This window comes from Vibrio sp. SCSIO 43009, assembly GCF_023716525.1.
Classification (GTDB): domain Bacteria; phylum Pseudomonadota; class Gammaproteobacteria; order Enterobacterales; family Vibrionaceae; genus Vibrio; species Vibrio alginolyticus.
In genome coordinates this window covers 2903741-2917453 of sequence record NZ_CP071842.1, presented here as the reverse complement: position 1 = coordinate 2917453, position 13713 = coordinate 2903741, and the positions used below count along the sequence as shown (strand labels likewise).

Below are 13713 nucleotides of genomic sequence, written 5' to 3'. Positions count from 1 at the left end.
TACACACTTCGTGGGTTTAGGTAACGTTAAACGCAGTATTGGCAATTGGCTCAAGCATCCAGCCCCAGAGGCGATGTTTGATCGTCAGTTAGTGTGGATTGCACTGGGTTTGATGTTGACTGGTTTGGTCATGGTAACCTCTGCATCATTTCCAATCAGCTCTCGATTAACGGAACAGCCGTTCCACTTTATGTTTCGTCATGCGACGTTTCTCGTGCTGGCGTTAGGGACCTCCGCTGTTATTTTGCAAGTGCCTTTGCAAGAGTGGTTTAAGAAGAGCCATTACTTACTTTGGGCTTCTTTCGCACTGTTGATCATCGTGCTCTTGGCGGGTAAGTCGGTTAATGGTGCGTCTCGTTGGATTCCCCTTGGGCTGTTTAACCTTCAGCCAGCGGAAGTCGCGAAGCTATCGCTGTTTATCTTCATGTCTGGTTACTTAGTTCGAAAGCAAGACGAAGTACGACAAACGTTCTTTGGTGGCTTTATGAAGCCAATCATGGTGTTTGCCTTCTTCGCAGTATTACTACTTGGTCAGCCAGACTTGGGGACGGTCGTCGTGATGCTGGTCACGCTGTTTGGCATGCTTTTTATCGCAGGTGCAAAACTAACCCAGTTTCTCGCCTTGATGGTGGCAGGTATCGGCGCTGTGGTAGGTTTGATTCTCGTCGAGCCATACCGTATGCGACGAGTAACCTCCTTCCTTGACCCGTGGGAAGACCCATTTGGCAGTGGCTATCAGTTGACTCAGTCTTTGATGGCGTTTGGTCGTGGTGAATGGTTCGGTCAAGGTCTCGGTAATTCAATTCAAAAACTGGAATATCTACCGGAAGCACATACCGACTTTGTGTTTGCCGTACTTGCTGAAGAGCTTGGTTTCGTGGGCGTAGTGTTGGTCTTAATGCTGATTTTTAGCTTGGTGCTAAAAGCGGTTTACATCGGAAAGCGTGCATTTGAAGAAGGCGAAATGTTCGGTGGTTATCTTGCTTTCGGAATTGGTATTTGGTTTGCGTTTCAAACCTTGGTTAATGTTGGAGCTGCCGCCGGTATTGTTCCAACTAAAGGTTTAACACTCCCACTCATCAGTTATGGTGGTTCTAGTCTAATAATTATGTCCGTCGCAGTGTCCATATTACTGCGTATCGATTACGAATGCCGCTTGAAACGCGAGCAACAACAATCAGAACAACAAGCTAATGAAACAAAATAAACGTTTGATGGTGATGGCTGGTGGTACTGGCGGTCACGTATTCCCAGGTTTGGCGGTAGCAAAACAGCTTCAAGAGCAAGGTTGGGAGATCCGTTGGTTAGGTACGGCGGATCGAATGGAAGCGGATTTGGTGCCAAAACATGGCATTGAAATCGACTTTATCAAAGTGAAAGGGTTACGAGGTCAAGGCGTTAAACGTCTTCTTGCAGCACCATTTCAAATTATCAATGCCATTATGCAGGCTCGTGCTCACATGAAACGCTGGCAGCCAGACGCAGTGCTTGGTATGGGCGGTTATGTTAGCGGCCCGGGTGGTATTGCCGCTTGGATGAGTGGTATTCCTGTTGTTCTGCATGAACAAAATGCAGTAGCAGGTTTAACGAACCAATGGTTATCGAAAATCGCTAAGAAGGTTTTTCAGGCTTTCCCAGGCGCTTTTCCAAATGCCGAAGTGGTTGGGAACCCAGTTCGTGAAGACGTGACTCAATTAGCAGCGCCAACTGAGCGCATGCAAGAGCGCCAAGGTCCAATTCGCATTTTGGTGATGGGTGGCAGCCAAGGCGCACGTATTCTTAACCAAACTCTGCCAGAAGTGATGTCGAAATTGGGCGAAGATTACTGTATTCGTCATCAAGCGGGTAAAGGTGCCGCCGAAGAAGTGAATGCAGCATACCAAGCTAATGGTGTGGTAAATGCAGAAGTAATGGAATTCATTGATGACGTTGCAGAAGCTTACGCATGGGCTGACCTTTTAGTTTGTCGCTCTGGAGCGTTAACCGTATCTGAAGTCTCGGCGGCAGGTGTAGGCGCTATTTTTGTTCCATTCATGCACAAAGACCGCCAGCAAGCACTTAATGCAGACCACTTGGTGGATTGCGGCGCGGCGAAAATGATTGAACAACCAGATTTAACCGTTGAGTCTCTGACTCAGCAGATCCAACAATTGGATCGCCAAGCTTTACTTACAATGGCTGAGCAAGCGCGTGGCGCTGCAAAATTGAATGCTGACCGAGTTGTCGCACAAGCCATTGTCGCTTTGACCGAAAAGCGTTAACCGAATTATTGAGAATAGAATTGATGACAATCCAACATACACAAGACTTAGCTCAGATTCGCGCAATGGTGCCAGAGATGCGCCGCGTGAAATCCATCCACTTCATCGGTATTGGTGGTGCGGGCATGAGCGGCATTGCAGAAGTGCTGTTGAACGAAGGCTACCAAATCACAGGTTCTGATCTATCAGAGAACGCTGTGACAGAGCGTTTGGTATCAAAAGGTGCGACGGTATTTATTGGTCATCAAGCCAGTAATGTAGAAAAAGCAAGTGTGGTTGTTGTGTCAACGGCGATCAACGAAGAAAACCCAGAAGTGATGGCGGCACGTGAATTACGCATCCCTATTGTACGCCGCGCAGAGATGTTGGCTGAATTGATGCGATTCCGTCACGGTATTGCCGTTGCGGGTACACACGGTAAAACCACGACGACCGCTCTTGTCACTCAAATCTATTCTGAAGCCGGTCTTGATCCAACGTTTGTGAATGGCGGTTTGGTGAAAAGCGCAGGTACAAATGCGCGTCTAGGCTCGAGTCGTATTCTAATTGCAGAGGCAGATGAAAGTGACGCGTCATTCCTGCACTTGCAACCAATGGTGAGCATTGTTACCAATATCGAAGCCGATCATATGGATACCTATGGTGGTGACTTTGAAACCTTAAAGCAAACCTTCATCGATTTCCTTCATAATCTACCGTTTTACGGCCAAGCAATTGTTTGCATTGATGATCCTGTGGTTCGAGAGTTAATCCCACGTATTAGTCGTCAAGTGATAACTTACGGTTTTTCTGAAGATGCCGACGTACGTATTGAAGATTATCGTCAAGAGGGGCAGCAAGGCAAATTTACGGTAGTACGTAAAGGGCGAGCTAACTTAGATATCACGCTGAATATTCCAGGTCGTCACAATGCATTGAATGCGTCTGCTGCGATTGCGGTTGCTACTGAAGATGACATTGAAGACGATGCGATCCTAAAGGCAATGGCTGGTACGCAAGGTACGGGAAGACGTTTTGATCACCTTGGCGAGTTTGATACTGGCAACGGCCATGCAATGCTTGTTGATGATTACGGCCATCACCCAACAGAAGTGGATGTAACCATTAATGCAGCACGCAGTGGTTGGCAAGACAAGCGTTTGGTGATGATTTTCCAACCGCACCGTTATAGCCGTACTCGTGATTTATACGATGATTTCGCGAATGTGCTTGAACAGGTGGATGTATTGATCATGCTGGATGTTTACGCAGCGGGTGAAAAGCCGATTGCAGGTGCTGATGGGCGCGCTTTATGTCGCACAATTCGCAGCCGAGGCAAGGTAGACCCGATTTTTGTTCCAGAAATCGAGCAATTACCTTCAGTTTTAGCTAACGTTATACAAGACGGCGACCTAATCTTAACGCAAGGTGCGGGTGATATTGGTAAAGTGGCGAAACAGCTGGCAGGTCTTAAATTGAATATAAACAAGATGCTTGGCTGACACATATTGTTGATGCGAAGGACAGATAAAGACTCAGATCTCGATTTTGCGTCAATATCATTGTGATTTATTGCTATCAGTGTTTGATAGTTTACAAGAGCTCAGTATAATCCCAAGGTTAAAGTCAAGACTTTTACCTCTGCGCAATTATATGGGTAAAAAGTACAGGACAAAAGTCAGGAAACGAAGACGTTGTTGAATATTGCACTGAATGACGAGCGACCAAACACGGGCAACAACCGTGGTCGCCAAGAAAAAATCTTGGGTGCGTTATTTTTCGTTGTGGTTGTGACTTTAATTAGTTCTGTTTTGTACGCGGCGATCAGTTGGATGTGGGATGACCAAAGGTTACCTCTCTCCAAAATAGTACTTCAGGGGAAACTGGAGTATGTCCAAGCTGACGATGTGCAGGCTGCATTTAGTCGAATTGATCACATCGGTACATTTATGTCTCAGGATATTGATGTATTACAGCAAAGTGTCGAAGCTCTGCCATGGGTAGCGCATGCCGCAATCCGAAAGCAGTGGCCGGATACAGTAAAAGTTTTTTTGACGGAGCATCAACCAGAAGCCATTTGGAATGGCAACGAACTGTTAGATAAAAACGGGTTCGTTTTTGATGGAGATGTTGCTCTGTTGCAAGAAGAAAAAGTGAAGCTGTACGGACCCAAAGATAGCGGACCGGAAGTCTTACAGACTTACCGTGATTTGAGTCCTAAGTTTCAGCAATTGGGTTTAGCGATATCGTCTCTGGTATTAAACGAGCGACGAGCTTGGCAAATCATCCTTGATAACGGTATTCGATTAGAGCTCGGTAAAGAGTCTCTTCTTGAGCGTATAGAGCGCTTTTTTAAGCTCTATAACAAGCTTGGCAGTGACACGCAAAGAATCAGTTATATCGATCTTAGGTACGATACAGGAGCCGCAGTTGGTTGGTTTCCTGAACAAGAGTTAGAAGAGAGTACAGATGACTAAGGCCGCTGATGACAACATTATTGTTGGTCTTGATATAGGCACTGCAACCGTATCGGCTCTAGTGGGTGAGGTTTTACCAGACGGTCAAATTAATATTATTGGCGCAGGTAGTAGCCCCTCACGTGGCATGGATAAAGGTGGCGTGAATGATTTGGAGTCGGTTGTAAAATCAGTACAACGTGCAATTGATCAAGCTGAATTAATGGCAGAGTGCCAGATCAGCCGAGTCTTCATTTCGTTGTCTGGTAAGCATATCGCAAGCCGAATTGAAAAAGGTATGGGCACGATTTCTGATGAAGAGGTGTCTCAAGAAGACATGGATCGCGCTATCCATACCGCAAAATCGATTAAAATCGGTGATGAACAGCGAATTCTTCATGTGATCCCACAAGAGTTCACCATTGATTACCAAGAAGGAATCAAAAATCCGCTTGGTTTATCTGGGGTAAGAATGGAAGTGAGTGTCCACCTTATCTCATGCCATAATGACATGGCACGCAACATTATTAAGGCGGTAGAACGCTGCGGCCTTAAAGTAGAACAACTTGTATTTTCTGGGCTTGCTGCTAGTAACGCAGTAATCACCGAGGATGAAAGAGAGCTTGGAGTTTGTGTGGTTGATATTGGCGCCGGCACGATGGATGTGGCCATCTGGACTGGCGGTGCGTTACGTCACACAGAAGTATTTTCGTACGCAGGAAATGCTGTAACCAGTGATATTGCTTTTGCTTTTGGCACGCCAGTGAGCGATGCTGAAGAAATAAAAGTCAAATATGGCTGTGCTTTGAGTGAACTGGTCAGTAAGGATGACACGGTTAATGTACCAAGCGTAGGTGGACGACCATCACGTAGCCTGCAACGTCAAACGTTGTCAGAAGTGATTGAGCCACGCTACTCTGAGCTTATGGGACTGGTTAACCAAACTATCGACTCTGTACAAGCAAAATTGCGCGAAGAGGGTATCAAGCACCATCTGGCTGCGGGAGTTGTACTCACCGGCGGTGCTGCGCAAATGGACGGAGTGGTAGAATGTGCGGAACGCGTATTCCGCAATCAAGTAAGGGTCGGCAAACCGCTCGAAGTCAGCGGATTAACTGACTATGTAAAAGAGCCGTACCATTCTACGGCAGTTGGATTACTTCATTACGCAAGAGACATGCAGTCTAGCGACGATAGCGATTATAATGAACCTAAACGCTCATCTGTAACTGGCTTTTTCGATAAATTGCGTAACTGGATACAAAAAGAGTTTTAACCTGAGTTGCAGGATAAACGGAGACAACACATGTTTGAACCGATGATGGAAATGTCTGACGATGCAGTAATCAAGGTCGTTGGGGTTGGTGGCGGCGGTGGTAACGCCGTTGAACACATGGTGCGTGAATCCATCGAAGGTGTGGAATTCATCAGCGTCAACACTGATGCGCAAGCACTTCGTAAGACAAGCGTTGGCAATGTTATTCAGATCGGTGGTGATATCACTAAAGGTCTGGGTGCAGGTGCTAATCCACAGGTTGGCCGTGACGCAGCTCTCGAAGACAGAGATCGAATTAAAGATTCCCTGACTGGCGCCGATATGGTGTTTATCGCAGCTGGTATGGGTGGCGGTACCGGTACTGGTGCAGCGCCTGTTATTGCTGAAGTGGCTAAAGAGCTTGGCATTCTAACAGTAGCGGTAGTAACTAAACCGTTTAGTTTTGAAGGTAAAAAGCGTTTGGCATTTGCTGAGCAAGGTATCGATGAGCTGTCTAAGCATGTTGACTCTTTGATCACGATTCCAAACGAAAAGCTACTTAAAGTACTTGGTCGTGGTGTAACACTACTAGAAGCTTTTGCAAGCGCTAACGATGTTCTTAAGAATGCCGTTCAAGGTATTGCTGAGCTAATTACTCGCCCTGGCATGATCAACGTCGACTTTGCAGACGTAAGAACTGTAATGTCTGAAATGGGTCACGCAATGATGGGTAGCGGCATCGCCAAAGGTGAAGACCGTGCTGAAGAAGCGGCTGAAATGGCAATTTCTAGCCCACTTCTGGAAGACATCGATCTAGCGGGCGCTCGTGGTGTTCTTGTCAATATTACTGCTGGTCTGGATATGCGTCTTGACGAGTTTGAGACGGTTGGTAATACAGTGAAGGCATTCGCTTCTGACAATGCGACTGTTGTTATCGGTACTTCTCTAGACCCTGATATGACTGACGAAATCCGCGTAACAGTTGTAGCGACAGGTATTGGTAATGAGAAAAAGCCAGATATCACGCTAGTTGCGGGTGGTAAAGCTAAAGTGGCACCGACGCCGCAAGCTCAACCACAGCAACAAGCAGCGGCAACGCAAGCTGAAGAAAAACCGGCACAGACCTTGCAAAATAATCAAGTGCAAGAGAAGCCACAGGTAACTCCTCAGCCGACAAACACTGCTCCTTCTTCTCCAGCTTCGTCGAGCCAAAGTTCTGCGGCTCCAAAGCAAGAAAAGGAAAGTGGTTATTTAGATATACCGGCATTTTTGCGTCGTCAGGCTGATTAATCTTTAACCCATAAATTTGACATGGCTCAAAATTATGGTAGCATTCACGGTCGACGTTACAGACGGCCGTGTTTTGTAGCAAATTTTTGAGAGGCAAGCAGATGATCAGACAACGTACTCTGAAAGAAATAGTGAAAACAACTGGTGTGGGTCTCCACTCTGGTCGTAAAGTCACACTTACTCTGCGCCCGGCTGCTGCAAATACAGGTATCATTTACCGTCGTACAGATGTAAATCCACCTGTAGATTTTCCAGCTGATCCAGCTTCGGTTCGTGACACCATGCTTTGTACTGCATTGGTAAACGATGAAGGTGTGCGTATTTCAACTGTTGAGCACTTGAATGCGGCACTTGCTGGTATGGGCATCGATAACATTGTTGTCGAAGTAGACGCACCTGAAATTCCGATCATGGATGGTAGTGCAAGCCCATTTGTATACTTGCTACAACAAGCAGGTATCGAAACGCAAAATGCGCCAAAACGCTTCATCCGCATCAAAAAGCCAGTTCGTTTTGAAGATGGTGATAAATGGGCAGAATTTGTACCATTTAACGGCTTCCGTATGGACTTCGAAATTGAGTTTAATCACCCAGCGATTGAATCAGACGAGCAACGTTTGCTGTTTGATTTCTCGTCAAAAGGCTTTGTTCGTGAGATTTCTCGAGCACGTACGTTTGGCTTTATGCGTGATATCGAATATCTACAATCTCAAAACCTAGTTTTGGGTGGTAGTTTTGATAATGCTATCGTTTTGGATGATTACCGTATTCTTAATGAAGAAGGTCTACGCTTTGAAAATGAGTTTGTGACTCACAAAGTGTTGGATGCGATTGGTGACCTTTACATGTGTGGCCATCCAATCATTGGTGAATTCCGTGCCTTTAAATCTGGCCACGGTTTAAATAACCAACTGTTACGTGCTGTTCTTGCAGATCAGGAAGCGTGGGAGTGGACTACATTCGAAGAAGAAGTCGGCTCACCAGTAGCATTCGCAGAACCAAATATGGTGCTTGCGTAAATACTTGGCATTAGAATTAATAAAAAACCAGGTTTGTGCCTGGTTTTTTGCTATTTGGCTTTAATCTTCGACTTATCAATAACATTCAAGCTTTCAGCATATTGAAATAACGTTCACTTACGATCTTCCTTTTCTGCCATATCGGCTAATCGTTTTAAACGCTCTTGAATTTTAGGTGGCGCCATGTCGGCAATCGTCATTAATGACTTTGCTGCAGATTCTGTTAGTGGTGGACGCTTAGGTCTGTCGTCTTGTTGAAAGCGGTTTCTATATAGTGAAGGATTGATCCTCACTTCAACGCTCATCAGCTTGGCAAAGCCTTGAGTACGAAGTTTATTTAGGATCATGAGGCGATCGTAATCGATCTTCATTTTGATCGCGGCACTAGAGACATCGATCAATAGATGGCCGTTACGAACATTCGCTACTCGGCAATGATCGGCCGTCCCCATGGGTAAGACCTCTTGCAAAGCTTGGTTAAGCTGTAAGATTTCTCCAGCATGTTCTTGAATCTGCTTGAACTGTGACTCAGCAATAACATCTTCAGTCGAGGTTGGACGGTGATCACGCATAGGTAAAATCTAATTTTGTTGAGATATAGCTATTCTAGAGCAGCTTTCTATCAAGGTATAGTTTACATTAACGTCTTTAGCTTCAGTTTTACAATGTAGCAAGGTAAAAAGCAAAGTTTGCTCTGGATGGATTACACATATTGCGGTATGCAATATCGGCTAATCAGTCACCACTTTAAGTAAAAACTTCAGAGTGCTTCAAACAAATACGTCTATTTATGGTTGTATCGATTAAAAATCCTTACACTAAGCCACATTGTTTCAAAACTTAGCCTTGAAATATGGATGTTTGAACTCAATATCTTTGATAAATGATTTATCTCAGTATTCTTAGTTCCAAACTGGCAGAGACTGAAGGCATTATGAGTAGATCGGGAACGGTCTGAATAAAGAGAGATTCACGAAAAATGATAACTAAGCTACTGACAAAAGTGATTGGCAGTCGCAACGACCGAACACTGCGCCGCCTTAGAAAAATTGTAAAAGAAATTAATAACTTTGAGCCAACATTCGAAGCTCTAAGTGACGAAGAGTTAAAAGCAAAGACGGTTGAATTCCGTGAGCGCCTAGAGAAGGGTGAAACTCTTGATAAACTACTTCCAGAAGCTTTTGCTACGGTTCGTGAAGCATCTAAGCGTGTCTACGGTATGCGCCACTTCGACGTCCAGCTTATCGGTGGTATGGTTCTAAATGCGGGTCAAATCGCTGAAATGCGTACGGGTGAAGGTAAAACGCTGACGGCAACGCTCCCTGCTTACCTAAATGCCCTAGCTGGTAAAGGCGTTCATATTGTAACAGTGAACGATTATCTAGCTAAACGTGATGCAGAGACAAACCGCCCTCTATTTGAATTTTTAGGTATGACTGTTGGCGTAAACGTGCCAAACATGCCTCCTCAAGAGAAAAAAGAAGCGTACCAAGCTGACATCTTGTACGGAACGAACAATGAATTTGGTTTTGACTACCTTCGTGACAATATGGCTTTCCGTAGCGAAGATCGCGTACAACGTGAACGCTTCTTTGCAGTTGTCGATGAGGTGGACTCAATCCTAATTGATGAAGCTCGTACCCCTTTAATCATTTCTGGTCCTGCTGAAGATAGCTCTGAGCTATACACCCGAATCAACCTTTTGATCCCGCATCTTAAAAAGCAAGACAAAGAAGACTCTGAAGAATATCGTGGTGATGGTCACTACACTGTTGATGAGAAATCAAAGCAAGTATACCTCACAGAAACGGGCCAAGAGTACGTTGAAGAACTGTTGGTGAAAAATGGTCTTATGGAAGAGGGTGACACACTTTACTCTCCGACTAACATCAGCATGTTACATCACGTGAATGCCGCTTTGCGTGCTCATGTGTTGTTTGAGCGCAACGTTGATTACATCGTTACTGACGAAGGTGAAGTAGTAATTGTTGATGAACATACTGGTCGTACAATGCCAGGTCGTCGTTGGTCTGAAGGTCTTCACCAAGCAGTAGAAGCGAAAGAAGGCGTTAAGATTCAAAACGAAAACCAAACTTTGGCTTCGATTACCTTCCAGAACTACTTCCGCTTATACGAAAAACTGTCTGGTATGACAGGTACTGCGGATACTGAAGCGTTTGAGTTCCAATCTATTTATGGCTTGGAAACGGTGGTTATCCCAACCAACAAACCAATGATTCGTAACGATATGCCGGATGTGGTGTACCGTACCGAAGCTGAGAAGTTTGCTGCAATCATTGAAGATATCAAAGAGCGCGTTGCGAAAGGTCAGCCAACATTGGTTGGTACCGTATCGATTGAAAAATCAGAACTTCTTTCTAACGCATTGAAGAAAGCGAAGATCAAACACAACGTATTGAATGCGAAATTCCATGAGAAGGAAGCGGAAATTGTTGCTGAAGCGGGTATGCCTGGTGCGGTAACTATCGCGACCAACATGGCCGGTCGTGGTACGGATATTGTGCTTGGCGGTAGTTGGCAATCAAAAGTGGAAGCTTTGGAGAACCCAACTCAAGAACAAATCGATGCGATTAAAGCAGAGTGGAAAGTGGTACATGATCAAGTACTAGATGCTGGTGGTCTACACATCATTGGTACTGAGCGCCACGAATCTCGCCGTATTGATAACCAGCTACGTGGTCGTTCTGGTCGTCAAGGTGATGCGGGTTCATCGCGCTTCTACCTATCTATGGAAGACTCTTTGTTACGTATTTTCACTTCTGATCGTATGGCGAGCCTTATTCAAAGTGGTATGGAAGAAGGTGAAGCTATTGAATCGAAAATGCTTTCTCGCTCAATTGAAAAAGCACAGCGCAAAGTGGAAGGCCGTAACTTTGATATCCGTAAGCAGCTACTAGAATACGATGATGTGGCGAACGATCAGCGTAAGGTTGTCTACGAGCTGCGCGACGAATTGATGAACGTTGAAGACATCAGCGGTATGATCGAGCAAAACCGTGAAGATGTGCTAACCGCGGTTATTGATGAGTACATCCCGCCACAATCACTAGAAGATATGTGGGACGTTGAAGGTCTACAAGAGCGCTTGAAAGCAGACTTCGATCTTGATGCGCCAGTGAAGCAATGGCTTGAAGAAGACGATAAGCTTTACGAAGAGGCGCTACGCGAGAAGATCATCAATCTAGCCGTTGAAGTGTACAAAGAGAAAGAGGAAGTGGTGGGTGCCCAAGTGCTTCGTAACTTCGAGAAATCGGTTATGCTTCAAACTCTGGATACGCTTTGGAAAGAGCACTTGGCAGCAATGGATCACTTGCGTCAGGGTATTCACTTACGCGGCTATGCGCAGAAGAACCCGAAACAGGAATACAAGCGTGAATCGTTTGAACTGTTTGAAGGTCTACTAGAAGCGCTGAAAACTGATGTGATTACTGTTCTATCTCGCGTTCGAGTTCAGCAACAAGAAGAAGTTGAACGTATGGAAGAGCAACGTCGTGCGCAAGCTGAAGAGGCCGCTCGTCGTGCTCAAGCGCAACACGCAGCAGCACAAAACCCTCTTTCTGAAGGTGAAGAATCTGAAGAAGGTTCAAGTCAGCCAATGGTACGTGATGAACGTAAAGTAGGTCGCAATGAGCCTTGCCCTTGTGGTAGTGGTAAGAAGTATAAACAGTGCCACGGCAAGATCGACTAACGTATTAGTCAGATAATTTTTTAAAGAGTCGCCTAGGCGGCTCTTTTTTTAAGCAAATTCTGTGGCTGTCGAATTTCATAAGTTTTGATAGCATCGGATAGTTTTAGAGATTCAAAGACCGTTGAAGTGTAACAGCTTGAGAGTTAGGAACCCCTATGAAAAGAATTCACATAGTCGCGGCTATTATTTTTAACCAAGACAAATCAAAAATTTTTATTACAAAGCGTCCAGACGACAAGCATAAAGGCGGGTTTTGGGAGTTTCCCGGCGGGAAAGTCGAGTCAGGAGAAAGTATTGAACATGCTCTAGCAAGAGAACTTGAAGAAGAGGTAGGAATTGAAGTTACTGAGCAAGCCCTTTTCGAGCATTTGGAATATGACTATCCAGACAAATCACTTAAGTTTGATTTTATTACGGTATCTAAGTTCAGTAATGAGCCTTACGGCCGAGAAGGTCAAGAAGGTCGCTGGGTTGAGATAAGAGAATTGGGTAACTATGCCTTTCCTGAAGCGAACGTGCCTATCTTGGAGCGTGTCGTAAAAGAGTTCGCTTAAGCCTGATGAACTTGCTTGTGGTAACCACGGTATGTTGTTAGTTTAAACAGATTAAGCGAAACGAGAGAACGAGAGCAAACCTCGTTATCCAGAGAAGGAGAGAAAGCGCAATGGTTCGTATTGCAATCGCAGGAGCAGCAGGCCGAATGGGCCGTAATTTGGTTAAAGCTTCACACCTTAACCCAGAGGCGACAGTGAGCGCGGGATCAGAACGACCTGAGTCCTCACTTGTCGGTGTCGATATCGGTGAACTTTGTGGTGAAGGCAAATTCGATGTGTTCTTAACGGATGATCTTGCTAAAGACGTCGATAATTTTGATGTAATCATCGATTTTACTGCCCCAGTAAGTACGTTGGCGAATCTTGAACTGTGTAAGAAGCATGGAAAGAGTATTGTGATTGGGACGACTGGTTTCAGTGATGCAGAGCGTGAACTGATTGACGAAGCCGCTAAGCAAGTGCCTGTTGTCATGGCTCCTAACTACTCTGTTGGTGTGAACCTAGTATTTAAGCTTCTTGAGAAAGCAGCCAAAGTGATGGGCGACTACTGTGATGTTGAGATTGTCGAAGCACATCATCGTCATAAAGTTGATGCTCCTTCTGGTACCGCTATCGGGATGGGCGAAGCCATTGCTGGTGCGATGGGCAACAAGCTGAATGATGTAGCTGTCTATGCGCGAGAAGGTATCACAGGTGAACGTACTAAAGATGAGATCGGCTTTGCTACAATTCGCGCTGGCGATATTGTCGGTGAGCACACAGCCATGTTTGCTGATATCGGGGAACGAGTGGAGATAACGCACAAAGCGACCGATCGTATGACGTTTGCTAATGGCGCCGTCAAGGCCGCTGTTTGGTTGAGTGCCAAACCAGCAGGCTTTTATACCATGACAGATGTTTTGGGATTGAATGAACTCTAAATACATAATTATTCGCCGGCGGTAGCCGGCTTTTTTATATCTATAGAATTATTTGTAAATGAAATGATTCTAACAGAAAGTCTTTTGGTGCTTACTTTTGTTGTTGTTTTGGTTGTTTTGTGGGTATTTTTGGTTTTGATGTCTAAAAACTAATGTCTTTTTTGTTGGGTGAACGTTTGCGTGAAAAATACATACTTTTTTGTGATCTCTAAAAAGTTCAAATTTGTAAAATTCATTAAACCTCTATGCCTCTCTATGTAATAGCATGTA

11 protein-coding genes are annotated in these 13713 nt (G+C 45.0%); 10 read left to right on the top strand and 1 reads right to left on the bottom strand.

Features of this window, described 5'->3' with window-relative positions; translation table 11 throughout:
- Window positions 1-10: 10 nt before the first annotated feature.
- The 7 genes from ftsW to lpxC all read left to right on the top strand — a co-directional run bounded on the left by ftsW (window position 11) and on the right by lpxC (window position 8260).
- Window positions 11-1207, top strand: a complete 1197-nt coding sequence (gene ftsW / locus J4N43_RS13485; protein WP_005372933.1) for a cell division protein FtsW — start codon at window positions 11-13, stop codon at window positions 1205-1207.
- Entirely contained in the window at window positions 1194-2261 is a 1068-nt protein-coding gene (murG, locus tag J4N43_RS13480; RefSeq protein WP_158159555.1) for an undecaprenyldiphospho-muramoylpentapeptide beta-N-acetylglucosaminyltransferase, read from the top strand. The genes ftsW and murG overlap by 14 nt, the downstream gene beginning before the upstream one ends.
- A gap of 23 nt (window positions 2262-2284) precedes the next feature.
- The gene (murC, locus tag J4N43_RS13475; RefSeq protein ID WP_005387395.1) at window positions 2285-3742 is read left to right on the top strand and encodes a UDP-N-acetylmuramate--L-alanine ligase; all 1458 of its coding nucleotides are present in this window, start codon (window positions 2285-2287) and stop codon (window positions 3740-3742) included.
- Between the two features lie 192 nt (window positions 3743-3934).
- Window positions 3935-4717, top strand: coding sequence for a cell division protein FtsQ/DivIB (locus tag J4N43_RS13470; protein ID WP_005387393.1), 783 nt, complete (start codon window positions 3935-3937; stop codon window positions 4715-4717).
- Window positions 4710-5972, top strand: a complete 1263-nt coding sequence (ftsA, locus tag J4N43_RS13465; protein ID WP_005372946.1) for a cell division protein FtsA — start codon at window positions 4710-4712, stop codon at window positions 5970-5972. Before J4N43_RS13470 ends, ftsA begins: the two co-directional genes overlap by 8 nt.
- A 30-nt stretch (window positions 5973-6002) precedes the next feature.
- Entirely contained in the window at window positions 6003-7241 is a 1239-nt protein-coding gene (ftsZ, locus tag J4N43_RS13460) for a cell division protein FtsZ (protein ID WP_017633617.1), read from the top strand.
- A 101-nt stretch (window positions 7242-7342) separates the two neighbouring features.
- Window positions 7343-8260, top strand: a complete 918-nt coding sequence (lpxC, locus tag J4N43_RS13455; RefSeq protein ID WP_005381871.1) for a UDP-3-O-acyl-N-acetylglucosamine deacetylase — start codon at window positions 7343-7345, stop codon at window positions 8258-8260.
- A 113-nt stretch (window positions 8261-8373) separates the two neighbouring features.
- Here the strand turns inward: lpxC and J4N43_RS13450 are convergent, their stop codons facing one another.
- Window positions 8374-8832 carry a DUF721 domain-containing protein gene (locus J4N43_RS13450; RefSeq protein WP_005381869.1) on the bottom strand — a complete coding sequence of 153 codons (459 nt, stop codon included), beginning with the start codon at window positions 8830-8832 and terminating at the stop codon, window positions 8374-8376.
- Between the two features lie 407 nt (window positions 8833-9239).
- Between J4N43_RS13450 and secA the strand changes: the two genes are divergently transcribed.
- The 3 genes from secA (at window position 9240) to dapB (ending at window position 13443) form a co-directional block, all read left to right on the top strand.
- Entirely contained in the window at window positions 9240-11969 is a 2730-nt protein-coding gene (gene secA, locus J4N43_RS13445) for a preprotein translocase subunit SecA (protein ID WP_005381868.1), read from the top strand.
- Window positions 11970-12124: 155 nt separating this feature from the next.
- Entirely contained in the window at window positions 12125-12523 is a 399-nt protein-coding gene (gene mutT, locus J4N43_RS13440) for an 8-oxo-dGTP diphosphatase MutT (protein ID WP_005387387.1), read from the top strand.
- A 110-nt stretch (window positions 12524-12633) separates the two neighbouring features.
- Entirely contained in the window at window positions 12634-13443 is an 810-nt protein-coding gene (gene dapB, locus J4N43_RS13435; protein ID WP_005381860.1) for a 4-hydroxy-tetrahydrodipicolinate reductase, read from the top strand.
- The last annotated feature ends 270 nt before the right edge of the window (window positions 13444-13713 follow it).

Coding starts and splice junctions, on each gene's coding strand:
- lpxC (WP_005381871.1), top strand. CDS start 7,343: ATGATCAGACAACGTACTCTGAAAGAAATAGTGAAAACAACTGGTGTG.
- J4N43_RS13450 (WP_005381869.1), bottom strand. CDS start 8,832: ATGCGTGATCACCGTCCAACCTCGACTGAAGATGTTATTGCTGAGTCA.
- mutT (WP_005387387.1), top strand. CDS start 12,125: ATGAAAAGAATTCACATAGTCGCGGCTATTATTTTTAACCAAGACAAA.
- ftsA (WP_005372946.1), top strand. CDS start 4,710: ATGACTAAGGCCGCTGATGACAACATTATTGTTGGTCTTGATATAGGC.
- dapB (WP_005381860.1), top strand. CDS start 12,634: ATGGTTCGTATTGCAATCGCAGGAGCAGCAGGCCGAATGGGCCGTAAT.
- murC (WP_005387395.1), top strand. CDS start 2,285: ATGACAATCCAACATACACAAGACTTAGCTCAGATTCGCGCAATGGTG.
- murG (WP_158159555.1), top strand. CDS start 1,194: ATGAAACAAAATAAACGTTTGATGGTGATGGCTGGTGGTACTGGCGGT.
- secA (WP_005381868.1), top strand. CDS start 9,240: ATGATAACTAAGCTACTGACAAAAGTGATTGGCAGTCGCAACGACCGA.
- ftsZ (WP_017633617.1), top strand. CDS start 6,003: ATGTTTGAACCGATGATGGAAATGTCTGACGATGCAGTAATCAAGGTC.